25 protein-coding genes and 1 other annotated feature are annotated in these 21,778 nt (G+C 36.1%); of the genes, 13 read left to right on the top strand and 12 right to left on the bottom strand.

All coding sequences use genetic code 11. The features are described from left to right. Window positions 1-28 precede the first annotated feature (28 nt). The 12 genes from FC32_RS09140 to FC32_RS09085 all read right to left on the bottom strand — a co-directional run bounded on the left by FC32_RS09140 (window position 29) and on the right by FC32_RS09085 (window position 6,057). Window positions 29-1,441 carry a DNA primase family protein gene (locus FC32_RS09140; protein WP_056957408.1) on the bottom strand — a complete coding sequence of 471 codons (1,413 nt, stop codon included), beginning with the start codon at window positions 1,439-1,441 and terminating at the stop codon, window positions 29-31. Next, entirely contained in the window at window positions 1,422-2,225 is an 804-nt protein-coding gene (locus FC32_RS09135) for a bifunctional DNA primase/polymerase (RefSeq protein ID WP_025088066.1), read from the bottom strand. Before FC32_RS09135 ends, FC32_RS09140 begins: the two co-directional genes overlap by 20 nt. Next, on the bottom strand, window positions 2,225-2,539 hold the full coding sequence (locus tag FC32_RS09130; protein WP_025088067.1) for a hypothetical protein: 315 nt from the start codon (window positions 2,537-2,539) through the stop codon (window positions 2,225-2,227). The genes FC32_RS09135 and FC32_RS09130 overlap by 1 nt, the downstream gene beginning before the upstream one ends. Window positions 2,540-2,559: 20 nt before the next feature. Continuing rightward, on the bottom strand, window positions 2,560-2,808 hold the full coding sequence (locus FC32_RS09125) for a hypothetical protein (protein WP_025088068.1): 249 nt from the start codon (window positions 2,806-2,808) through the stop codon (window positions 2,560-2,562). Next, the gene (locus FC32_RS09120; protein WP_081780102.1) at window positions 2,808-3,191 is read right to left on the bottom strand and encodes a hypothetical protein; all 384 of its coding nucleotides are present in this window, start codon (window positions 3,189-3,191) and stop codon (window positions 2,808-2,810) included. Before FC32_RS09120 ends, FC32_RS09125 begins: the two co-directional genes overlap by 1 nt. A gap of 90 nt (window positions 3,192-3,281) precedes the next feature. Continuing rightward, on the bottom strand, window positions 3,282-3,593 hold the full coding sequence (locus tag FC32_RS09115) for a hypothetical protein (RefSeq protein WP_025088070.1): 312 nt from the start codon (window positions 3,591-3,593) through the stop codon (window positions 3,282-3,284). Continuing rightward, on the bottom strand, window positions 3,574-3,930 hold the full coding sequence (locus FC32_RS09110) for a hypothetical protein (RefSeq protein WP_051533683.1): 357 nt from the start codon (window positions 3,928-3,930) through the stop codon (window positions 3,574-3,576). Before FC32_RS09110 ends, FC32_RS09115 begins: the two co-directional genes overlap by 20 nt. Continuing rightward, window positions 3,927-4,166, bottom strand: coding sequence for a hypothetical protein (locus FC32_RS09105; protein ID WP_025088072.1), 240 nt, complete (start codon window positions 4,164-4,166; stop codon window positions 3,927-3,929). Before FC32_RS09105 ends, FC32_RS09110 begins: the two co-directional genes overlap by 4 nt. Before the next feature lie 173 nt (window positions 4,167-4,339). Further along, window positions 4,340-4,624, bottom strand: a complete 285-nt coding sequence (locus tag FC32_RS09100; RefSeq protein ID WP_025088073.1) for a hypothetical protein — start codon at window positions 4,622-4,624, stop codon at window positions 4,340-4,342. After that, window positions 4,621-5,217 (bottom strand): Rha family transcriptional regulator, encoded by a 597-nt coding sequence (locus FC32_RS09095; RefSeq protein ID WP_025088074.1) that lies wholly within the window; start codon window positions 5,215-5,217, stop codon window positions 4,621-4,623. Before FC32_RS09095 ends, FC32_RS09100 begins: the two co-directional genes overlap by 4 nt. 15 nt (window positions 5,218-5,232) lie before the next feature. Next, window positions 5,233-5,850, bottom strand: coding sequence for a BRO-N domain-containing protein (locus tag FC32_RS09090; RefSeq protein WP_025088075.1), 618 nt, complete (start codon window positions 5,848-5,850; stop codon window positions 5,233-5,235). Window positions 5,851-5,865: 15 nt separating this feature from the next. Next, window positions 5,866-6,057, bottom strand: coding sequence for a helix-turn-helix domain-containing protein (locus tag FC32_RS09085; protein ID WP_025088076.1), 192 nt, complete (start codon window positions 6,055-6,057; stop codon window positions 5,866-5,868). 134 nt (window positions 6,058-6,191) lie between these two features. On the opposite strand from FC32_RS09085, the gene FC32_RS09080 reads away from it, so the two are divergent. The 13 genes from FC32_RS09080 (at window position 6,192) to rpmA (ending at window position 20,937) form a co-directional block, all read left to right on the top strand. Beyond that, entirely contained in the window at window positions 6,192-6,845 is a 654-nt protein-coding gene (locus FC32_RS09080; RefSeq protein ID WP_025088077.1) for a helix-turn-helix domain-containing protein, read from the top strand. 418 nt (window positions 6,846-7,263) lie between these two features. Further along, on the top strand, window positions 7,264-8,400 hold the full coding sequence (locus tag FC32_RS09075; RefSeq protein ID WP_025088078.1) for a site-specific integrase: 1,137 nt from the start codon (window positions 7,264-7,266) through the stop codon (window positions 8,398-8,400). Between the two features lie 489 nt (window positions 8,401-8,889). Beyond that, window positions 8,890-9,762, top strand: coding sequence for a hypothetical protein (locus FC32_RS09070; RefSeq protein ID WP_056957407.1), 873 nt, complete (start codon window positions 8,890-8,892; stop codon window positions 9,760-9,762). Between the two features lie 10 nt (window positions 9,763-9,772). Further along, the gene (locus tag FC32_RS09065; RefSeq protein WP_025088083.1) at window positions 9,773-10,786 is read left to right on the top strand and encodes a hypothetical protein; all 1,014 of its coding nucleotides are present in this window, start codon (window positions 9,773-9,775) and stop codon (window positions 10,784-10,786) included. 2 nt (window positions 10,787-10,788) lie between these two features. Beyond that, window positions 10,789-11,244, top strand: coding sequence for a hypothetical protein (locus FC32_RS09060; protein ID WP_056957406.1), 456 nt, complete (start codon window positions 10,789-10,791; stop codon window positions 11,242-11,244). Between the two features lie 182 nt (window positions 11,245-11,426). Then, window positions 11,427-13,256, top strand: a complete 1,830-nt coding sequence (lepA, locus tag FC32_RS09055) for a translation elongation factor 4 (protein WP_056957405.1) — start codon at window positions 11,427-11,429, stop codon at window positions 13,254-13,256. Between the two features lie 435 nt (window positions 13,257-13,691). After that, the gene (gene cas9, locus FC32_RS09050) at window positions 13,692-17,642 is read left to right on the top strand and encodes a type II CRISPR RNA-guided endonuclease Cas9 (protein ID WP_025088082.1); all 3,951 of its coding nucleotides are present in this window, start codon (window positions 13,692-13,694) and stop codon (window positions 17,640-17,642) included. Next, entirely contained in the window at window positions 17,639-18,514 is an 876-nt protein-coding gene (gene cas1, locus FC32_RS09045; protein ID WP_025088081.1) for a type II CRISPR-associated endonuclease Cas1, read from the top strand. Before cas9 ends, cas1 begins: the two co-directional genes overlap by 4 nt. Beyond that, the gene (gene cas2, locus FC32_RS09040; protein ID WP_025088080.1) at window positions 18,504-18,836 is read left to right on the top strand and encodes a CRISPR-associated endonuclease Cas2; all 333 of its coding nucleotides are present in this window, start codon (window positions 18,504-18,506) and stop codon (window positions 18,834-18,836) included. The genes cas1 and cas2 overlap by 11 nt, the downstream gene beginning before the upstream one ends. After that, the gene (gene csn2, locus FC32_RS09035; protein WP_025088079.1) at window positions 18,833-19,504 is read left to right on the top strand and encodes a type II-A CRISPR-associated protein Csn2; all 672 of its coding nucleotides are present in this window, start codon (window positions 18,833-18,835) and stop codon (window positions 19,502-19,504) included. Before cas2 ends, csn2 begins: the two co-directional genes overlap by 4 nt. Before the next feature lie 380 nt (window positions 19,505-19,884). Further along, window positions 19,885-19,960, top strand: a sequence feature (ribosomal protein L21 leader region). A 17-nt stretch (window positions 19,961-19,977) separates the two neighbouring features. Beyond that, entirely contained in the window at window positions 19,978-20,286 is a 309-nt protein-coding gene (rplU, locus tag FC32_RS09030) for a 50S ribosomal protein L21 (protein WP_025087519.1), read from the top strand. A gap of 21 nt (window positions 20,287-20,307) precedes the next feature. Then, a complete protein-coding gene (locus FC32_RS09025) occupies window positions 20,308-20,640 on the top strand; it encodes a ribosomal-processing cysteine protease Prp (RefSeq protein ID WP_025087518.1) in 333 nt (110 codons plus the stop codon). 15 nt (window positions 20,641-20,655) lie between these two features. Further along, window positions 20,656-20,937 carry a 50S ribosomal protein L27 gene (gene rpmA / locus FC32_RS09020; protein WP_004048016.1) on the top strand — a complete coding sequence of 94 codons (282 nt, stop codon included), beginning with the start codon at window positions 20,656-20,658 and terminating at the stop codon, window positions 20,935-20,937. Window positions 20,938-21,778: the final 841 nt, after the last annotated feature.

Below are 21,778 nucleotides of genomic sequence, written 5' to 3'. Positions count from 1 at the left end.
TACATTCGGGCTTTTTGGTTACGCTTGACTATTTTAGTTGCATGATAGCCAACTCATCACTAGCGATAGATCTTAGTTTGATGCCAATATAAGCCTTGACGGGTTCTCCATTAATGCGTTTCGTGGTATCGAATACATTGAATCGCTTAAGTTCTTTTTTAAATTTTTGATTACTTAGTGGCTTATAACCGTTGTTGTGACAATAGTTCTTGTAAGTGTCATACAAGTATACTTTCTTGACTGCATAGTCAACGCCTAACTCACAATAGTCGTCTATGAATTCCTGCACGATGTCATTTTCTCCGATCCATTCTAAGCGCAAACGTTCCATTTCTTCGGTCTCGGAAAAATAGCCACGTTGTAACACTTCTCTAAAAGCCTGTAAGCATTTATAAACGAATGCGGGTTGTTCGGCGTATAATGCTTTTTTGTCAAAGCGTTGTCTAAAATCTGGGATCGAATAAAAAGGCACGATACAAGGACGACGACCAAAGCCCGCCGATGTGTCTTTAAAACTTGGTAGTCTATTAGCCCCAAAGATCTGTTTAGCAAACGGCTTAATAGTTTGGGCTTGTTCTCCTTTGTTTTCTACGTCGATAGCATCATCCCCAGTTATACCCTTAATTAGGGATGGATCTATAATTAAACTATTGCCAATGTCTGCGTAATAGTTGAGTAGTTTGGCGTAAAGTCTCGCTAATGTGAACCGTCTTTCTGGGTTTGTTAGATCATTTAGGCGGACTGTGCTTGTGTTAGCTGGTCCGATCATCTCTCTTAGCCAGTTGAAAAAGGTGCTCTTACCGTCTCCGCCCTCTGATAGCAAGATAGCAAACTTCTGTAAGTGTTCGTATGATCGATAAAAACAAAAGCCGATAAATTCCATTAAGAACGTTTTGGCGTCTTTTACGCTTTCATCTAACCACTTATCAGTTAAAGGGGTAGGGGCGTTGCTGGTGTCGATTTCATAATCACGACCATAAAATAAATAATTGTCTGGGCTGTTTGGTCTCATTTCGCCCGTTCTGATGTCATAGACACCATTTTTAAAATGAACTGCGTACGGGTCCACATTGTCGATTGTTTCGCTAGCGTCTTTGATGTCGGCTAGATCCATGATGTATTTAGTAGCGTCCGATACTTCTTTATTGCTCCAATGGTCACGTACCAAGGCGCTTACTTCCTTTCGGATCTCGTTAGCTGTCACGACCTGCCATAAGCCTAAGCGATCGTTATAGCGGTATAAAGTTAAGTCGTTGTTTTTCTTGATCTGTAGATAGTTCCCACGCTCTAAAATAGTTTGACCGAGCTTGATGGGATCTATTTTTATAGTGCCTCGGTTGTTCTCGTATAACCAAGGGTCTAAGCCATTAGCATGGTTCAATTTGTCTTTAATTTGGTTCATGAATTCGATCATCATTGTTTTATCTGCTGTGTTGTTCATATTTAGTGGCTTCCTTTCTCACTATGTTTTTAAATATCGTGTTGACTTCGTTATCTGGTAGCGGTGGACTGATATAGTCACGATTGATCTGTTGTGTGATCGTGTATACTGTCTCAAGCTCTGCGCCTGTGCTTATCAGCCAACCGACTTGCCTAGTTAGCCACGTATTACGTCCGCCACTGTCAACGCCTGCGACTATTTCATCTAACCGCCTACCAGTCCATTTTTTGCCTGTCTGCGGTGTTAGGTGATCACTTGAATAGTTTTGTTTAGGGGTATCGTTTAATACATCTAACAGCCATTTGGGGGCTTTGATGATATTGCTATAGTTGTATTGATCGTTGATACTCCTATAAGCGTCACCATTGATCACGCTAGGCGCTATGACTGTAAAATCTGCCAATAGATCAACGTTAGGGATGAAATTTGTAACTCGTTTCTTCTTAGCTATGCCAGTGTAAAAGAAGTGCAAGCCACCGCTTGGCGTTTGTTCGATATACGTATTAGTTGGCAACGTGCATCCCTGATCTGCCATTTTTTGCATAGTATCCCTAATGCTAGCGCTGTTGTGATTGTCGATGTCTACTACTAGCAAACTTTTACTTGCAAGCTCTAAGCCTAAGTTAGCGTGTGGGAGATCGACAAACCACTTCGCAACTTTCTGTGGATTGTTAGACGCTGTTAAATAACTCTGATCTTTGATAGGGCGCTTAGTATTTGGAACTAGTGGAAATACTTTGAAGTTATGTTTAGCAAGTTCTAAGGCGGTATTTTTAGTCGTCATCAGTGTTCCTCCTTAGGATATGCTAGACCGTTTAATTGCTCAGATAACCCTTGTAGTTCGATACGTGTGATTACCAGTTCATCACATAAAAAGTCTAGTTTTGGTAATTCATTTCCGAATAGATATATTAGTAATCCTAATTGTTCATTTTCGGCACGTTTGTTAGTGATTCGTTTGTACTCGTCAACGGTGTTAAAAAGCTTATCGCTTAAAAGTTGCGTCAGCATATTTAGGCGATGTGCTAGCTGTGATACTTCAGTACTAAGATCCATTAAGTCTTTTTCTTGATTTTTGATCGTGTTTTCTTGTAACATGTAATTAATTCCTTTCATGATTAATCTTTGCGGTTTTGTCGTGATTGGGATGTGGGTTGCTCACTGGCAGGGGTGTCAGTGGGCTTTTTCTTTTCCCTCGATCGTAACCACTCAATAACAAACGGTGTAACTAGCCCAGTAACTCCAAAGATCAACGTAAATACTCCGATCGCCAATAAATACATAGTCATTGCATATTTAACGCCGTCCTTGTCTGATCGTTCTTCTTCAAACAAATAGCAGGCGTCTAATTTGATTTGTTCTAACATTACGAATGCACTCCTTTAAGCATTTGATTTTTAACCTTGATGACGTCATCGATATTCAAGATGTGCCAGTCTGTTACTTCATATTTACAAAAGCCGATACTTTGAACGATAGGGGCGATATAGCCTAGTTGCTTCAAACGTTCCAGATCCTTGGCCACTTCATCAGTCAAGCCACCTAGGATATAAACCAGATGCGTACCGTTGGCCACAACTCCCGATGTGCTAGCCTGCATACATAACAAGCCATAAAGTTGTTTTTGATCAAACGTCAACTTGTTGGCTTGCATCACTCTAGGAGGGATGTAAATGCCGTCTTGTTCATCAAGTAAGTGATCCAAGCAAGTATCTAATTTGTTGCGTTCTGCTTTTCCTAATTTCATCATGACAATTCCTTTCTATCGATCCATAAAGCCAACCTTTAAGCCACCTAGCCCGATGCTCTTTATCCGTTAAGGCTTTATAGATCATCAATGCTATTTTTTAATTGTGATCTGGTTATCTGCGAGCCACTTTGAGACGTCAGCAAATAAAAAGTATTTGTTCATCCCGTCAAGATCAACATAAGGTAGCCCCCGTTTGATCCAATTAGTGACTGTAGCCGTTTTAACTCCATAAGCTTCAGCAGTCTGTTTCAAGTTCCCGCCTCTGGTAGTTGGCTGTTTGCCAAGTAATACCTCTGTTAGCTCTAAGTTATGATTGAAGCGTCTCAGCTCGTTTAATAGCTCTGCATCTGTAGCTTTGACCGTTACAGATACACCAGCAACGTTAAAAGTTAGATCTGCCATTGTTTTGATCTCCTTTAGTTAAATATTCCAGCCAGTCCGTTCTGATCTCAGCAAATTCAAGCGCTACTTGTCGATGTGCCAGTCGCTTGATCTCTGCTTTAAGTGGTGCGATCGCTCGATCCCGTTCTTCTGAATTAGTAGCAATGTAATAGCCACGTTTTGAGCCCGTACGCTCGCCAACGATCGGTACACCGTGTTTGATCACCAAGCTTCTGATGATCGTTCTGACGTTTCTTTGTGATGTGTTTGTAATGCTACTAAGATAAGCAGTAGGTACTGCATTATCAGCACCGTAAGGCAATAATCTTAGTAAGTCTAATTCTTCGTTTGTGATCATCGCTCAGCCTCCCATTCGTTTAGAGTTAGTGAATTGCCGATCTCATTCATATCAGCACACACGAAATCTAAGCTATCCGTTACAAGTGGCAGAACGCTAGTAACTAAGTATTTAGCGTCGCTTAGTGAAGCTTTGCCATCTTCGCAAGTGTATGCTTTTAATAGCTCGCTTATCGTTTGTGTTCTGATTTGTAATTCATCTAGCTTGTCGATCTCTGTTTCGTTGGTATATTGCATTGTGATCACTCCTAACTAATTTATTGTTTATCTATTGTGTGGGTGGGATGTGGGTTGCTCACTGGCAGGGGTTGGGTGTCAAAAAATTAACGCCCTTGTATTTATTTTGAATCGCTTAATTTGTCTTTTAGCTCGTGATAATCTGTAACACCAGCTTGATATAATGCGATCAACTAATCTTTTTTGGGATATGCTCCAATGGTAAAACGTTGATTGTAAAGGTATGGCGGTACTGGTATTTTACGAATGAATACAGAGCAATCATCAGCTGTCAAAGTTACAACGTCCCCGATCTCCGCTTGTTCTCCAGCTACAAAGTCATCAACTAACACTTGTGCTTCTTCTAACGTCTTAAATGATCCAAGTAACGCCGTTTCTGTTGTCCATTCGCCATTTTCGCTGTCGTCCCATACTGCTAAAACTACGTAAGCGAAATTATCTTCTTGTAATGTAATCATTTAGCTTCTCTCCATTCTGTAACTTGTAATGTGCCACCGTTTAACATTGCTTTGATCTGATCAAAAGTCATTTGTGCCAATAAATAGCCAATTACACGGGTCTCAAGTTGCTTATATTGTTCTTGCTCCTCGCTTGTTAGAACATCAAGGGATGCCTTAACTTTCGGGTTTCTCGTTTTTTTTAGCTGTTTGGCGTTCATCCCTGTGACTGCTTTATATAGCAAGTTTGAAATGTGGTTATAGCTATTTACCGCTTCTCTTGTTTTAAAAATATAGTCAATAGCCATTTCTTTTAATTTGAGGCTCTTTTTAGTGCTTCTTGCATTCAGTATCAAAAATATTGCTTGTTCTTCCGTAAGGTAATATACGAACTCGGGTGCTCCTCCGTGTTTGTATTTTCTTGATTTACCATAAGAACGCAACGGGCGGTATTTATTCAAAAGTTCTTTATTTTCTAAGATCGAACGTTTAACACTTCTGTGCTTAATCCCTAGCAACTCCGCTAGGTCTTGACTGGTAATATATAAACCATGCTTGTTTTTCCGTTTCATGATAGGGAAATTACCAGGATAAAAATACTCTTCTAATGTCATCTTGCTTATTCCTTTCTATTTGCCATATCTGCTATAAATTGCGTCGCTGACGCTAATGTCAAGCCCGTATTTGTCATTTAATGTCATCAGCTTAGCGACTTCCTGCGCGATCTCGTCACGCTCTGCCACTTGTTGCGGTGTCATGTCTTCTTTTTTGATCGCTTTAGGATAGCCGTATTTCATTGCTATAGCCTTGTTAGCTATTGAGTTAACTTTGATATAGTGGCGTCGCTCTGGTTTATCAATGCCGTTTTTGATGATGTCCATCGCTTCACGTTGCTTCTGTTTGTCCAGCATTCTAAAAGCTTCGTAAGCTTCCAAGCCGACGCTTTGGCGTAACTGCTTGATCGTGTTATAGATCCAATCTTGAAATTCTTGCGCTTCTGGTTTGTTGGATCGTGATATTAAACGATATAACCCGACTTCTGATACTGTGATTAATTCTTGAGTTCCGCCAGGGGTACTCCAAAAGGTAGTACCCTTATATTTTTCTGGTAAGTATTTACCAGCATTGAAAGCATCCCGATAGTTCAACGCTTCGGCTACGTCTTTTAGTACTGCGTGCCACTCGTCTTTTACAGATACGAAACGAATTTCAAACCCGTTCCAGTTCTCCAGCTTTGTCTTTTCCATGGTGTCCGCTCCTTTCTATTTACTAACTTGCTTGTGTGCCTCCATAAATTCGATGATGTCGCTACGTTTGATACGCTTGGACTTTCCAACTACGTACACCGGTAAACCTTGGTCAATGTAGTAGTTTAAGGCTTTGTAAGTCTTGACTCCTAGCATTTCCATAGCTTTCTTGTAGTTTAAAAATTCGGTTGTGTGATTGTTTTGCATATTCTCAATCTCCTTTTTGACAACTTTTGTAGTAACAACATTTGTAGTATATTATAAACCTTTTTATTATGTCAACAACATTTGTAGTATTTTTTTTACTTATTTGATAGAATATGCTTAAAGGGAGGGTGAAAATGAGTAATAGAATAAAAGAATTACGACTTGAAAAAGGCTTGAGTCAAAGAAAACTCGCTGAAGAAACTGGTATAAGTCAACAGTCATTAAGCTTTTACGAAAAAGGTGATAGAAACCCCAAAATAGAAACTTGGCAAAAGCTGGCTGATTATTTTGGTGTATCTGTAAGTTATTTACAAGGGCTTAGCAAGTATAAAAGCTTTAGTAAAGAGGATATATTTGAATACTTACTTAAAAATAATGATCGTATTATAGAAATTCTAGGCGGTCCGAAGAACGCAAAAAAGCTTTTATTAGCTGAAAATAGTATGCCTTTTATAGATGCCTCTGAGCTAACTAATAAGAGTCATGAGCGTGACATAGAAAAACTAGTCTTAATTAAAAAAGCTATGACGTTTTTTGATAATATAGACGATCCTATTAAATCGTATGCAAAAGATAATTTTGATACATTATTAGAAAAAAATGTCGAAAATAATTTCTCCTCATATCTTTTATCTAGTTATTTAGATTTATTAATTTCATTAGCTGTATACTTGGCAAAAAATGAACTTAACAATAAAAAAGATCCTTTGTTGACTTCAATAAGTGAATTGATAGATAAATTTTACGAGCGTGAAGTCGGTAAGAAATTTAGTGACTATTATTCCTAAAAATGTAGGTTTTTGTTGGGTAGTAGCTTCTGAAAAAAGGCAGTTTTTGGCAGGTAGTAGCCATTTTGGCGTAAATATAGGATTTTACTGTAGGTTTTCGTAGGTAGGCGCCACTTGTGGCGAAAGCAAAAAACATTGATTTACCGGGTAAAAATTCCTACTTTTTCCAACATTTTTATAGCATGAAATATCTGAAATCCCCCTTATAAAAATATTTTGGGATGTCATCCCGGTGTAAGGTAACGCCATTGTGTGCGCTCTTCCACTCTGATTAATGGGGGCGGAGGTAATAAATAACAATTGCACTTGATACGATCCAATACATATACAACCGAATAGATACCAGTAATAAAGCCGTCCGATCGTGCATTACTTTAAGCCACCTAGCCCGTGCAATAAAGATAAAGGACTGATAAACATGGCTAAAATTACAGAGTATCAAACGAGTAAGGGAACGTTTTACCGTTTCCGATTGTATGCAGGTATTGACGATCAAACAGGCAAGAAGAAATATGTTAAGCGTGCAGGATTTAAAACCAAGGCAGCTGCTAAAAAAGAATTGATTAAGTTGGAGTATGAACTTGATACAGGTAACTACTTTAAACCGGTAGAACGTATGACGTTTAAAGATGTGTATGATCTTTGGATAGTTCAACATGAACTAACTATAAGAGAATCAACGCTTAATACACTAAAAAGTAAATTTCGATCTAAAATATTGCCAGCGTTTGGGGATTATCAGATTGAAAAGATAACACTCGGAATGTGTCAAAAAATAGTAAATCAGTGGTCAAAGGAAGTTCCAGGGATCTATCCTGCTTTGTGTCATAATACGTCACGAATATTTGAGTATGCTAGACGTCTTAAATATATTAAAGAGAATCCGTTTAGGGACGTTATCAGACCTAGACGGCAAAGCAAGCAAAAGGAACGTAATTACTTAGAATTAGACGAGTTAAAGAAGTTCTTGGATACCGCAAAAGATGACGATTTAAAAGCTTATGCGATATTTAGAACGTTGGCTTATTCTGGTATGAGATGTGGCGAGCTGCTAGCTTTGACTTGGAGTGATATTGATTTTAAAAATAACACGATCAGCATTGATAAGACGCAAGCAAGAGGTGAAAGAAGTGCCTTAATAGTTCAAAGAACTAAGACCGCAACAAGTCAGCGGGTTCTTGATATGGATATTGAAACAATGCAGATCTTAAAACAGTGGAAAGTAAAGCAGGCAAGTTATTGGCTTAAGCGTGGTCAAAATGTTTTAGCAGATAGTCAGTGGGTATTTTCTAACGTAAATAATGAATTTATGAGTCCGGCATATATAAGACGCCACTTAGTTTTAATCTGTGAACAAGCAGGATTACCCGTTATCACTATTCATGGCTTCAGACACACACACGCTACTTTGTTGCTTTCGGCTGGTGCTAGTGTTAAGGAAGTGCAGACTAGATTAGGTCATAGCAAAGTACAAACAACGCTTGATATTTACACGCACTTGACTAAGCAAGATCAAAAAGAGACAATTCAGAAATTAGTTAATTTCATGAGATGAGAGCCCCCCAGGGAGACCCTAAAACTTTAGAGTAGCTAAAATTCCATAGTTTACACGGTTTTTTGACGTTGTGTAATTATCTTTCGGAAACAATAAACTATTAAATCTTAGTACAGGACAGAGTTTTAAATACTATCGACAATTAAGTAAACGGCAACACCGTCAATTTAAAATGTATAAAGATCCGCTTAGGGAATACCACAAAAAAATTTGTTATCAAATTTTGGCACTTTCTCCTAAGCAGATCACAGTCTCAGAAAATTCAAAAATCTGTGGGATGTATTTAGAAGAACAGCTTCACTTGCGGAAAATGTTAGGGGAATTACTACAACAAAGTATTTGAAATAGCTAAACAAAGAATCATAAAATCAGTAAATTATTATGATTTTCAGTGCAGATAATTGATAAATATGATTTTTTTTGTAACAATAGAACTATGAATATTTTGCGCTTAAGATTAAAGGGCAATTATGAATAGAGGAGATTTTTATGGCTAATTCAAACCAACTTAGTTTATCAGCGCATAAACAAGCAACTGAAAGTTTGACGCAAGCGATTTTAGATAAGACAAATTACCTAAATTCTTTGGAAAAAGCAGTCCAAGATCAAGATGATCGTCTCGTGTATCAGTTGATCGATGGCGAGAGATATGCAAAAGAGATCTTGAAACAAAGTGATATTGATGCCGATTTTTCAAACGAACGATTGATCAGAGATATCTATCCAAAAATTAGTGATTTTTTGAGTAAAAACTTGATCGATTATTTATATGAAATGTATCCGTTTTTTTACTTTGAAGAAACGGGAATCGGACAATTTCAATTCTTCTTTGGAAATTGGTGGGGCAGACGTCTATTTGGGACGCTTGATATTTTAAATGTTAGTTTTGAGTTTGATGAAGTTGAATATCAAAAACTTGCTAAATCATTTGCTTTAGAAGAAGAAAATAAACGCTTAAATAGCGATGAAATTACAAAATTATCTCAGGAAACCGATGAACTCCAAAATTTGATCGATCAACAAGCTGAGCGCGATAAGCGTAAAGATGAGTTGCGCCAAGAAATAAAACGGACTTCACAAGAAAAAGTGATGCCGTGGGAATCGTCTAAGGTAAAAGAATCAAAGCAACGTTTGATCGAGGAATTGAGCGAATTAACTGAAATTGACGAAAAAGCAAGTGGGGCTTACCGTCAAATTCGTGAAAATGAAGAAAAAGTTTTGGCGTTGTCTAAAGAAGATACCTTAATTGGTTACGAAAAACAAAGTATTATTGCTAAATTCGGAAGTTTTGAAAACTTTGAAGCACATAATGCTGCCTTATATCGTAACTATATTGCAGATTTAATTGCTAAACAAAAGTAGGTGAAGAGATATGAGTAAGAAAAATAAGAAATACCAAAAGCCAACAGAAACTTTTGAACCAAAAGCAAAAGAAAAGCTAAGCGCATATGCGGGTTCTTTAAGCACAACAGGAAGGCTTATTTCTTATAATGATCAGTTAAAAGAAAGCTTAAGTCGTGGTATTCAGTTTACACAGGTTTTGGATGAATTGATCAATACTGATGATAAAAATGTCTTGATCGAATCTGTGAAAACATTGACTGATTATAAGTTAGATACTGCATATTTGGTCTTTCCTCAGCAATATAGTCGGGCTGATTACTATTTGATCTTTTTAAATCGCTTATTGCAATTGCATAAAAATGAACAAGTTATTTTGCAATCAAGTGACCACAAAAATGAGCTTTATCATGAATTTCCTGGGATCAACATGGAGGGGTATTTTACTTTCCATATTGATGAGCACATGCCAGAAGGTGCCTATTACGTTGATAAAAATACAGGCTTGCGTCTCTTTTATATCAACTTTAAGCGCCAATTGATCCGTTTTAATGGTAGTGCTTTGACTAAGTTATTAGTAGTTAAATATGAAGAAAAATTTGACTATAAGACTGTTAAACATTTTGAACAATACTTAGTTGCGATTGGAAAATACTTTAAAGAAGACTACGGGTTTGATGTTGATTTTAATTTGCTTGATGCTTCAAATAATGCCAGTTATCAAATTGTTTCTGATACCGAACCAAGGGATGCATTGGATAAGCTATTTATTATCAGTGCACAAGCCGGTTACATGTTAGTAGCAGGGCGAGATAATCGCGCTGTTCTAAAATTGCGAAATGATGTAGTGATTGCGATTTTTGAGCAAGATTTTGTGGAAGAATTGGGTGATTCACGTTGGGTCATTAAAGTTCATGATGATGATCACCAAGTGTCATGGTTTGATGTTTTATATAAATATGAATTTGTTCGTGATTGGTATTTAGAAAACTTATCAAGTTTAGCGATCAAATCAGATGAAAGATTTTTTAAGGGGTACAATTAACAATGGATGTAAATAATTTAGCACGTTTACAGCGTAATTTACCTAAAGCGTATGTTTTTAAGCCACTAGGAGTATCAGAACAAGAAAAAGAAGCAAGTTTGTATGGTGATTTAAGTGTCGCTCTTGCAATATTAGCTGAAAAGACAGATTCAGATTCCAAGTTAGCTGCTTATTGTCGTGCTTTATTAGCTTTTTTAGGCGTGGCTAATGAAAAGAAATGGACCTATCTATTGTTATTATCGCCAGAAGAACTCAAACAGTTTAAACAAAAATGGCAAACTAAATCTTTTAGTAAAATCTATTTGATTTTGCAACAGCAGTTGATGAAAAGTTATTTTGAGCGACGTAGTGATTACTTTGTCCATGCTTGGCGAATCTTCATTAAATTTGGTCTAGTGGAATTGAATTTGACGGAAACTGAGATCGAAGAGTATTGTGAACGCTTGGCAACGAAGTGAACGGTGTCTCAAAAGTAAATGATAAATTAAAACGTTTTAAGGTAACTTTTTAGGATAGTTCCTTGAAACGTTTTATATTTTATTAAAATGTTTTAAGTGTTTTGGACAAATTGACGATTAGTTAGGAAACACGCTATAATTGTTAGTTAGAAAGTATTTGAGAAGAAAGTAGGAAGAGCTAAATGGATTTTGAAAAAATGTCGGAGCGACAAAAACACATTCGAAATTTTTCGATCGTAGCCCATATTGACCATGGGAAATCAACTCTGGCTGATCGCATCTTAGAGTTGACAGATACGGTCTCTAAGCGCGAAATGCAAGACCAATTGCTCGATTCAATGGATCTTGAACGTGAACGTGGGATCACGATCAAATTAAATGCGGTCGAACTGCATTACCATGCTAAAGACGGAGAAACATATATTTTTCATTTGATCGATACCCCAGGACATGTCGATTTTTCTTATGAAGTTTCACGTTCATTGGCAGCTTGTGAGGGTGCTGTGCTCGTGGTTGATGCAGCTCAAGGGATCGAAGCTCAAACATTGGCTAATGTTTACTTAGCTTTAGACGATGATTTAGAGATCGTACCAGTTATCAATAAGATCGATCTACCTTCAGCAGAACCAGAACGAGTTCGCCAAGAGATCGAAGATGTGATTGGTTTAGATGCCTCTGAAGCAGTCTTAGCATCAGCTAAAAAAGGGATCGGGATCGAAGAAATGCTTGAACAAATCGTGCAAAATGTTCCCGCTCCAAGTGGTGATTTAAAGGCTCCTTTAAAAGCTTTGATCTTTGATTCGGTTTATGATGACTATCGTGGTGTTGTCTTGAGTATTCGAGTTTATGATGGTACGGTCAAACCAGGAGATAAGATCCGCTTAATGAATAGTGGGGCGGAATATGAAGTTGTTGAAGTCGGGGTAAACTCGCCTAAACCGATCAAACGTGATTTCTTGATGGCAGGAGACGTTGGGTATTTAACAGCAAGTATCAAAGATATTCAAGATACTCGTGTTGGTGATACGCTCACCCATGCCGATAATCCTACCCAAAAAGCATTAGACGGATACCGTGAAATGAGCCCGATGGTTTATTCTGGGCTTTATCCAACTGATAATGCCAAGTACAATGATTTACGTGAAGCGCTCGAAAAATTGAAGCTAAACGATGCAGCACTTGAATTTGAGCCTGAAACATCACAAGCGCTAGGCTTTGGTTTTAGGTGTGGTTTCTTAGGACTTTTACACATGGATGTGGTACAAGAACGTTTGGAACGTGAATTTGGGATGGAATTGATCACTACTGCACCTTCTGTAACTTATGATGTCGAGTTAACCGATGGTTCGCATGTCAATGTTTCTAATCCGTCTGAAATGCCTGACGTACCAACGATTAAGCAAATCAACGAACCATACGTTAAAGCTGAGATCATGGTACCAAGTGATTACGTAGGTGCCGTAATGGAATTGTGTCAAGCAAAGCGTGGTAATTTTGTTACGATGGATTACTTAGATGATTATCGAGTCAATGTCGTTTACGAAATGCCACTTTCAGAAATTATTTTTGATTTCTTTGATAAATTGAAATCAAGTACTCGAGGGTATGCTTCGCTTGATTATGAATTAGATGGAACACGTCCAAGCGATCTCGTTAAGATCGATATCTTGCTTAATGGTGATAAAGTCGATGCTTTGAGTTTTATCTCGCATCGTCAATTTGCTCAACAACGTGCCCGGGTCATAACTGATAAGCTAAAGACGATCATTCCACGCCAAAACTTTGAGATCCCGATCCAAGCTGCGATCGGGGCTAAAATTATTTCGCGGACTAATATCAAAGCGTATCGCAAAGATGTTACAGCCCGGATCCACACTGGTGACCCTGATCGGCGGGCTAAATTATTAGACAAGCAAAAACGTGGTAAGAAACGGATGAAAGCCGTGGGTCGAGTTGTAGTACCCCAAGATGCTTTCATGGCTGTTTTAAAGACCGATGAAGAAGTAAAATAGTTAAATAACTTTGTATAATAAGTTCCCTGTAAGTGATCAAGTACATGAGCAGGGGGCTTTTTGTTTGAAATGAGATTATATTTGGTGAGTGAGATTTACGTAATTTATAGTTGCGTATCGTTATGCTTATTTAACTAACTTTGAGAGGTTGCATAATCGCATACTGGCAGTAAAGTTTGGCAGATCCGAGTGATCTTTTTTACATTACTAGTTATTTTTTAGCTATTTATTATGATAAAGTAATATTATTAGGAAAAATATGCTTAAACATAGTAAAATAAAAGAAAATAGGCATTGAGAAATATGAGGATAAAAAATAGGCGCCGAAACAGCGCCCATGATTGATTACGGATAAAACCTTATTTTAACTTGCTATGTGGCTTTGTATGACTCCACGTAAGTAGTATAACATAAAAGAAAAAGGATGGGAAATAAATGCTTCAAAAAAATTATACGATAGGTTTAGATATTGGGACTAATTCGGTAGGTTATGCGGTTATCAATGATAATTACAAAGTTCCAGCTAAGAAAATGAAAGTTTTGGGGAACACAGATAAAAAAACGATCAAGAAAAATTTAATGGGTGTTTTATTGTTTGATGCGGGTGAAACAGCAGCAACTACTCGTTTGAAGCGTGGAACGCGTCGACGTTATACTCGACGAAGAAATCGATTGCGCTATCTTCAAGAAATTTTAGGACCAGAACTTGCCAAAGTTGATGCCAACTTTTTGCATCGTTTGGCCGAAAGTTCTCTAGTTACAGAAGATAAGGAATTTTCAGCTTATCCTATTTTTGGTGATCGTGAAGAAGAGTTGCTGTACCATAAGACATACAAGACTATCTATCATTTACGTAGTGCTTTGGCTAATAAGGATGAAAAGGCGGATCTACGCTTGATTTATTTGGCATTAGCACATATTATCAAGTATCGCGGAAATTTTTTGATCGAAGGAGAGATTGAGCTAAGTGATACTGATATCGATAAAGTTTATGCAGATTTTTGTAGATCTTTCAATGAATTATTCGATACAGAAGTCCTTCAAGAGATAGAAGTTGAAGCGATCTTCAAAGATAAAACTCTTTCAAAAACTAAAAAGGCGGAAGAATTAGTTAAAGTTAGTGGAGTCAAGAAAAATCAAGTAGCTCATCAATTTTTAAAAATGATGGTAGGTAATACTGTTAATTTTAAGAAAGTGTTTAATTTAACAGAAGATCAAAAATTATCGTTTGGAACTGACTCATACGAAGATGAATTAAATGATTTACTTGCTAAAAGTGATGATAGATATTTAGATGTTTTTGTAGCTGCTAAAAAAGTTTATGATACTGCTATCTTAGCCAATATCTTAAACACAAAAAATTCTGTTGCTACTAAAACAATATTTTCACAATCGATGATCGAACGTTTTAAGGATCATCAAAAAGATTTAAAAGAACTAAAGCAATTGTTCAAAACGTATTTACCTGAAAAGTACCCGGACTTCTTTGGAAACTCAAAAGAAGATGGTTATGCTGGGTATATTGAAGGTAAAACAAATGAGGAAAAATTTTATACACATACCAAAAAAATACTAAAAAATATTCCTCAGGCTGCATCGGTCTTAGCCCAAATTGATGTTGGAAACTACTTAAGAAAGCAACGTACCTTTGATAATGGTGTGATCCCACATCAGATTCAGTTAAAAGAGTTGTTGGCGATCATCGAAAATCAAGGTAAGTACTATCCATTTTTACTAGAAAATAAAGAGAAGATCGCTAAGATCTTAACTTTTAGAATTCCATATTATGTCGGACCGTTAGCACGTGGTAATAGTAGATTTGCTTGGCTAAAACGAGTAGGAAAAGAGAAGATCACTCCATTTAACTTTGAAAACGTCGTTGATCTAGAGAGCTCTGCCGAGAGATTTATTGAGCGAATGACACTTAATGATCTATATTTACCTGAAGAAAAGGTTTTACCTAAACATAGTATGTTATATGAAAAGTTTAGTATTTTTAATGAATTAGCGGGAATTCGTTATATTACTGACAATGGTGAAATGAAATTTTTAGATGCGCAAACTAAACAAAGTATTTTTGAACTCTTTAAACAAGAGCGGACTGTTAAGGAGAAAAAGGTTTTAGACCTGTTAAAAACTTTAATGCCTTCAGAGCGAGTTGTTGCGATAAAAGGAATTGATAACGGTAAATTCAATGCTTCTTTTGGCACATATCATGATCTGTCAAAGATGGGCTTTAAGACTGAAAAAATAGCCAGTGAGAGTAACCAAGCTCGTTGGGAAGAAATCATAAAAACTTTAACCATTTTTGAGGATCGAAAGCTGATCAAGTCACGATTAAGAAAATACGACGATTTTTTGAATGAAAAAGAGATCGGAGCTTTGAGTAAGCGTAAATATACTGGTTGGGGACGCTTATCAGCTAAATTGATCGATGGGATCTATGATAAAAAAACACATCAGACGATCTTAGATTTTTTGATGAACGAAGACTACAATCAAAACTTTATGCAATTGATCAGTAATGATAATTATTCATTTAAAAAAATTATTGAGGATTCACAAGTGATCAAAGAAGAGGGGAGTTTGACTGAAGTAATTCAAGAACTACCTGGTAGTCCAGCGATCAAAAAAGGGATCTTACAAAGTATCGAGATCGTAGATGAATTAGTTAAAGTCATGGGCGGTAATCCTAAAAAGATCGTAGTTGAAATGGCACGTGAAACACAAAAGACCCATGGGACAACGCGAAGAGAAGCACGAATTAAGGAAATTATCAAAAATTTAAATAAATTGAAATTAAATGAATTACCTAAAGATCTTCCAAGTAATGAAGAGCTAAGTGATGAGAAAGTATATCTTTATTGCCTACAAAATGGGCGTGATATGTATACTGGAGCACCATTAGATCTTGATAATCTCAGTCAGTATGAAGTTGATCATATTATTCCTCAAAGTTTCTTAAAAGATGATTCGATCGAAAATAAGGTCTTAACTGCTAAAATCGAAAATAGCCGTAAAACCAATGGACTTCCGAGCGTAGAGATAGCTAAGAAAATGGGCGCGTTTTGGCGTAGTCTTTTAAAAGTTGGGGCGATCTCAGAAAAGAAATATCGTAATCTCCGTCGGAGTCTGCATGGTGGCATGACAGAAAAATTAAAAGAAACATTTGTTAAACGCCAATTAGTAGAAACCCGTCAGATCACGAAGTATGTTGCGCAAATTTTAAATAGTCGCTTTAATGAAGAAAAAAATGAAGATAAAGTAGCGATCGTAACTTTAAAAGCACAATTAACTTCACAATTCAGAAAAGATTTTGAATTATATAAAGTAAGAGAGATCAATAATTTGCATCATGCACATGATGCTTATCTTAATGCAGTTCTTGCCACTTTACTTATGACTAGTTTCCCTGAATTAGAACCAGAATTTGTTTACGGTAAATATCGAAAGACGAAGTTCAAGGGCCTTGGTAAGGCTACTGCCAAAAATAATTTATACACCAATATTTTACAGCTATTAAAAGAAGAGTCCGCACAATATTGGGATACTAAAGAACGTGATCTAGCAACGATCAAGAAAAACGTATATCAAGCTCAGGTCAATAAGGTTCGAAAAGTTGAGCGCCAAACAGGATCCTTTTACGACGAAACGGTAGCTAAAAAATCTGCCTCACAAAAGTTGTTTCCCCGTAAAAATGGTCTAGATCCAGTAAAGTATGGTGGCTACCAGCGAGCAAATGAAGGATATTCCTTACTATTTCGAGCTGATATGCTCAATAAACGTGGAAAAACAAAAAGTGTAAAAACATTGGTAAAAATTCCAATTATTGAAAGTGCGCAATATTTGGCCGATCCTACTGAGTATTTAGCTAAACGTGGATATTATAATGTTTCTGAACATAGTTTGCTATTACCTAAGTTTAGTTTATTGGAAAATAATAATGGGCTGAGAAGATATTTAGCTTCCAGTAACGAATTTCAAAAGGCAAATGAACTTATTTTACCAAAGCATCTAGTTAGATTATTGTATTGGAGTCAGTCTAAGCAGAGAAAAGAAGAACTAAACAAGCATCGTGCTGAATTTGCAGAATTGTTCACATATATTATGGATTTTGCTGATAAATATGTTGTTGCCCCTAAAAATTCTGAAAAAATCAAGAATATTTATGAGAATAATAAAGATTCTTCGGTAGAAGTACTAGGGAAGAATTTTATTGAATTGCTAAAGTATACAGCTGATGGTGCTGCAAGTGACTTTACTTTCTTTGATACTAAAATTCCACGTAAACGTTATAATTCAGCGGGTGATCTATTAGATGGAACATTGATCTATCAATCTAAAACAGGTTTATATGAGACTCGGATCGATTTGGGGGCGATCTGATGGGATGGCGTACGGTTATTGTAAATAAACATTCAAAATTGTCATATCAAAATAATCATTTAGTTTACCGAACACCATCTGAAACAGAAATGATCCACTTATCAGAGATCGATATTTTGATCCTAGAAACAACAGATATCTTACTGAGTACGATGTTGATGAAACGATTAGTAGATGAAAATGTGTTAGTGATCTTTTGTGATGATAAAAGACTTCCGATCGCGCAAGTAACACCTTTTTATGGTAAACATGATTCAAGTTTACAGATCGACAAGCAGATCATGTGGGAAAAAGAAAACAAGCAGGTCATCTGGACGAGGATAATCGCACAAAAAATGATCAATCAAAGTATTTGCTTGAATAAGCATGAATTTAAGCAGAGTTCGCAAAAACTATTAGATTATTGTGCTGACCTAACCATTTTTGATGAAACAAATCGTGAAGGGCATGCAGCTAAAGTTTATTTTAATACACTATTTGGAAAAGGGTTCAATCGTGATATCAAAAACCAAATAAATGCTAGTTTAGATTACGGTTACACGCTACTGTTGAGTATGGTAGCTAGAGCGATCGTAAAAAATGGTTGTTTAACACAACTAGGACTAAAGCATGTTAATCAGTTTAATCAATTCAATTTAGCAAGTGACCTTATGGAACCATTTAGACCACTGATCGATGATATTGTCTATCAAAATAAAGAACTTGAGTTTAAATCTTTAAAACGGTGTTTATTACAAATCTTTACTGAAACGTACCATTTCAATGGTAAAGAGATGTTTCTAACAAATATTATTGAAGAATATACGCGTAGGGTGATCCAAGCCTTAAATAAAAAAAGTGAGGAGGTCCCGGAATTTAAGTATGGGGTATAGATACATGCGAATGTTATTAATGTTTGATCTTCCCACAGAGACAGTTGAAGATCGAAAAAATTATCGTCATTTTCGAAGATTTCTTTTAGCTGAGGGGTTCTTGATGCATCAATATTCTGTTTACAGTAAATTATTGCTCAATAATTCTGCTAAAAAATTATTATTGGATCGCTTAACAAAAAATAAGCCACCAGCTGGGAAAATTACTGCTTTGACTGTCACTGAAAAGCAATTTTCTAAAATGGTCTATCTTAGTGGAACAAGTGATCCTTCTGTTGCTAATACTGATAAACGAGTAGTATTTTTAGGTGAAGAGATATGAAATTAAATTTTCCATTATTAGATGAACCATTGGAATTTGATAAAACTTTGATTTTAGCACTTGAAGAACCGGAAGTTTTCAGTAATATCGCTAAAGTATTATATAATTATAATGTAGAGGGTAACTTAAAATTAGTTTTTGATGATTTTTCACCAGTAAAAGAAAGTCAGTTGATGTTAATCCCGGATGTTTTGAGTTATAATATCAATACTCCTAGTAATTTAAAGTTGATATATTCTGATTTAGAAAAACTGTTCAATGAAAAGCAAGACTTGAAAGCCAAACTAGAAGTATTGGCTAGTGAGATTGCTAATATTATTTCAGGTGAATGTTTGGAAAATGAACTAAATCTCGAGTATGATGAGATCACTTTATTGGAATTGATCAAAGCGATGGGAGTCAAAGTTGAAACGTCTTGTGCATCTATTTATGAAAAATGTTACGAGATAGTGCGCATTTTTCAGTATTTGAGTAAAAAGAAACTATTAGTTTTTATCAATGTAGGGTCATATTTGACCGAAATACAATTTGAAAAATTATTGGAATATGTCGAACTGAGTAGTGTAACTGCTTTGTTTCTTGAACCGAGAAAATTATATAATTTTCCTCAATATATTTTAGATAATGATTATTATTTAAATCGTTGGAGAATATCTGAGGAGTCATAGAAACTGAAGTCTTGCTAGGATTAGTAGCGTGATTACGAAACCAATTTGTTATAAATTTGAAGAAAATTTTTGCGTTTGAGTTTTAGAGCTATGTAGTTTTGTATGACTCCAAAACTTTTCCTGGCACATAGTCCATTCCTAGATAGTTTTAGAGCTATGTAGTTTTGTATGACTCCAAAACCTTTGGCAATAGCATTAAATCAAACGTCCCGTTTTAGAGCTATGTAGTTTTGTATGACTCCAAAACCCAAAAGTATGTATTTTAAATACTATTCGTGCGTTTTAGAGCTACATAGTTTCTATTTAAAAAAATTGTAATATTATTTCTATTGACGACAACATTAAAGTTTGATATTATATTAGCGTTGTATTTGTGCATGCCACAACTGCAACCGCACGTTTTAAGTTTAAGCGCTCACTATGAGCCACTACATTACGGCGAGTCTAAGTAAATTACAAGGAGGTGCACATAGATGTACGCAATTATCCAAACAGGCGGTAAGCAACTTAAAGTAGAAGCAGGTCAAACGATCTACGTTGAAAAATTAGCTGCTGAAGCTGGTGAAAAAGTAACTTTTGATAAAGTTGTTTTAGTAGGTGGCGACAATACAGTTATCGGTACACCATTCGTTGAAGGTGCTACAGTTGAAGGTACTGTTGAAAAGCAAGGTCGTGCTAAGAAAGTTGTTACTTTCAAGTACAAGCCTAAGAAACACCAACACACAAAGCAAGGTCATCGTCAACCATATACAAAGGTTGTTATCGACGCAATCAACGCATAATCATGCGGAGGTGGATGTTAGATGATCCATGCGCAAATCAACCAGCATGATGAGGTTATTTCTGGTTTTAAATTAACTGGTCATGCCGGTTTTAGTGAAGAAGGTCAAGATATCGTCTGTGCGGCAGTTTCAGTGTTGTCTATTAATACGGTTAATGCATTAGAGAAATTGGCGCAAGCGCAATTTGACTTGAAAGAAGATTCGGCAAATGGTGGTTATTTAGAACTTACTTTGTCGAATCAGGATCAAAAAGATCCTAAAACTCAATTATTGCTTGAAACTCTAGCATTAGGGTTAAGTGATATTGAGGAGAGTTATCCAGAATATATAAGATTGAAAATAAATAAGGCATAAGGAGGTGCACGAACTATGTTAATGAACTTACAATACTTCGCTCATAAAAAGGGTGGTGGTTCCACTTCTAACGGTCGTGACTCACGTTCTAAGCGTTTAGGTGCTAAGAGTGCTGATGGTCAAACAGTTAATGGTGGTGCTATCTTATACCGTCAACGTGGTACACGTATCTACCCAGGTGTTAACGTTGGTATGGGTGGCGATAACACGTTGTTTGCTAAAGTTGCAGGCGTTGTTAAATTTGAACGCAAAGGCCGCGACAAAAAACAAGTTAGTGTTTATCCAGTTGCTGAATAATCAGTAATTATAAAAACGTCTTAATCTCTTGTATAGCAAGGGTTAGGGCGTTTTTTATTTTGTGCAAAAATTAGGCTGATGTCTTTTTGACTACGTAATTGACTACGTTTTGTACATCAAAGTTGTTATTTTGATAGTTGTCAATTCTTGAAATTTTATTAGCAAAATAGATATTATTTAGATAAGGTTCCTTAAAAGATTACAGTTTTATGCCTGAATTAAGTGCTTAAATATCAAAAATATGAAATCGATAAATTGTGAATTATTGTTAATAGTTCGAGCCCACAGCCTTTTTTATGGTAGAAATAAGGAAATTTAAAAGGTAAATTTATTGTTACTGTTGATATAACTATAAAACCTCGTAATAAGATAAATCAGGATTTTGTACAAAATTATTGACTATGTTATGAGAAAGTAGTGTTATATTAAGTGTAAGGAGAATAGAATGGTGGTAAAAGAAGATGTTTAAGCTAAAATTGAATGATTGAAATAAGATCAAAAATGTTGTTTAAACATTTTTCTGAAATAAAAAAATATGAAGTACAGTGGGGATTCCTGCCAATTTACCATCTCAAATTTTAATATGAGTGATAAAGAAAAGAATTATTATAGGATTGCTGTAATCGCTTTAGTACTTGGGGTGATTATTTGGATGATAGATTTAGTAGTAAAGCTATGGTTGAAATAAATTGAACGTCTCTGACATACATTTAGATGCTTTCTTAGTATCCAAAATATTGTATAATTATAATGCTGAGAGTGAGCTAAAAGTTAGCTTTTGACGTTTTTTCGCCAGTGAAAGAAAATCAACTAATGTTAGTTGTAAATTTTCCAGTATCTG

This window comes from Ligilactobacillus apodemi DSM 16634 = JCM 16172 (assembly GCF_001434405.1).
GTDB lineage: Bacteria > Bacillota > Bacilli > Lactobacillales > Lactobacillaceae > Ligilactobacillus > Ligilactobacillus apodemi.
The sequence above is the reverse complement of the archived record's forward strand: the minus strand, read 5'-3'. Positions and strand labels throughout refer to the sequence as shown.

What these genes read in the sequence shown, in the direction of transcription:
- cas9 (WP_025088082.1), top strand. Translation starts at nt 13,692, where the DNA reads ATGCTTCAAAAAAATTATACGATAGGTTTAGATATTGGGACTAATTCG.
- FC32_RS09120 (WP_081780102.1), bottom strand. Translation starts at nt 3,191, where the DNA reads ATGATGAAATTAGGAAAAGCAGAACGCAACAAATTAGATACTTGCTTG.
- FC32_RS09130 (WP_025088067.1), bottom strand. Translation starts at nt 2,539, where the DNA reads ATGTTACAAGAAAACACGATCAAAAATCAAGAAAAAGACTTAATGGAT.
- FC32_RS09140 (WP_056957408.1), bottom strand. Translation starts at nt 1,441, where the DNA reads ATGAACAACACAGCAGATAAAACAATGATGATCGAATTCATGAACCAA.
- FC32_RS09090 (WP_025088075.1), bottom strand. Translation starts at nt 5,850, where the DNA reads ATGGAAAAGACAAAGCTGGAGAACTGGAACGGGTTTGAAATTCGTTTC.
- FC32_RS09060 (WP_056957406.1), top strand. Translation starts at nt 10,789, where the DNA reads ATGGATGTAAATAATTTAGCACGTTTACAGCGTAATTTACCTAAAGCG.
- FC32_RS09100 (WP_025088073.1), bottom strand. Translation starts at nt 4,624, where the DNA reads ATGATTACATTACAAGAAGATAATTTCGCTTACGTAGTTTTAGCAGTA.
- FC32_RS09125 (WP_025088068.1), bottom strand. Translation starts at nt 2,808, where the DNA reads ATGTTAGAACAAATCAAATTAGACGCCTGCTATTTGTTTGAAGAAGAA.
- FC32_RS09085 (WP_025088076.1), bottom strand. Translation starts at nt 6,057, where the DNA reads ATGCAAAACAATCACACAACCGAATTTTTAAACTACAAGAAAGCTATG.
- cas2 (WP_025088080.1), top strand. Translation starts at nt 18,504, where the DNA reads ATGGGGTATAGATACATGCGAATGTTATTAATGTTTGATCTTCCCACA.
- FC32_RS09095 (WP_025088074.1), bottom strand. Translation starts at nt 5,217, where the DNA reads ATGACATTAGAAGAGTATTTTTATCCTGGTAATTTCCCTATCATGAAA.
- FC32_RS09025 (WP_025087518.1), top strand. Translation starts at nt 20,308, where the DNA reads ATGATCCATGCGCAAATCAACCAGCATGATGAGGTTATTTCTGGTTTT.
- FC32_RS09115 (WP_025088070.1), bottom strand. Translation starts at nt 3,593, where the DNA reads ATGGCAGATCTAACTTTTAACGTTGCTGGTGTATCTGTAACGGTCAAA.
- FC32_RS09080 (WP_025088077.1), top strand. Translation starts at nt 6,192, where the DNA reads ATGAGTAATAGAATAAAAGAATTACGACTTGAAAAAGGCTTGAGTCAA.
- FC32_RS09135 (WP_025088066.1), bottom strand. Translation starts at nt 2,225, where the DNA reads ATGACGACTAAAAATACCGCCTTAGAACTTGCTAAACATAACTTCAAA.
- FC32_RS09075 (WP_025088078.1), top strand. Translation starts at nt 7,264, where the DNA reads ATGGCTAAAATTACAGAGTATCAAACGAGTAAGGGAACGTTTTACCGT.
- rpmA (WP_004048016.1), top strand. Translation starts at nt 20,656, where the DNA reads ATGTTAATGAACTTACAATACTTCGCTCATAAAAAGGGTGGTGGTTCC.
- FC32_RS09070 (WP_056957407.1), top strand. Translation starts at nt 8,890, where the DNA reads ATGGCTAATTCAAACCAACTTAGTTTATCAGCGCATAAACAAGCAACT.
- lepA (WP_056957405.1), top strand. Translation starts at nt 11,427, where the DNA reads ATGGATTTTGAAAAAATGTCGGAGCGACAAAAACACATTCGAAATTTT.
- FC32_RS09105 (WP_025088072.1), bottom strand. Translation starts at nt 4,166, where the DNA reads ATGCAATATACCAACGAAACAGAGATCGACAAGCTAGATGAATTACAA.
- csn2 (WP_025088079.1), top strand. Translation starts at nt 18,833, where the DNA reads ATGAAATTAAATTTTCCATTATTAGATGAACCATTGGAATTTGATAAA.
- FC32_RS09065 (WP_025088083.1), top strand. Translation starts at nt 9,773, where the DNA reads ATGAGTAAGAAAAATAAGAAATACCAAAAGCCAACAGAAACTTTTGAA.
- FC32_RS09110 (WP_051533683.1), bottom strand. Translation starts at nt 3,930, where the DNA reads ATGATCACAAACGAAGAATTAGACTTACTAAGATTATTGCCTTACGGT.
- rplU (WP_025087519.1), top strand. Translation starts at nt 19,978, where the DNA reads ATGTACGCAATTATCCAAACAGGCGGTAAGCAACTTAAAGTAGAAGCA.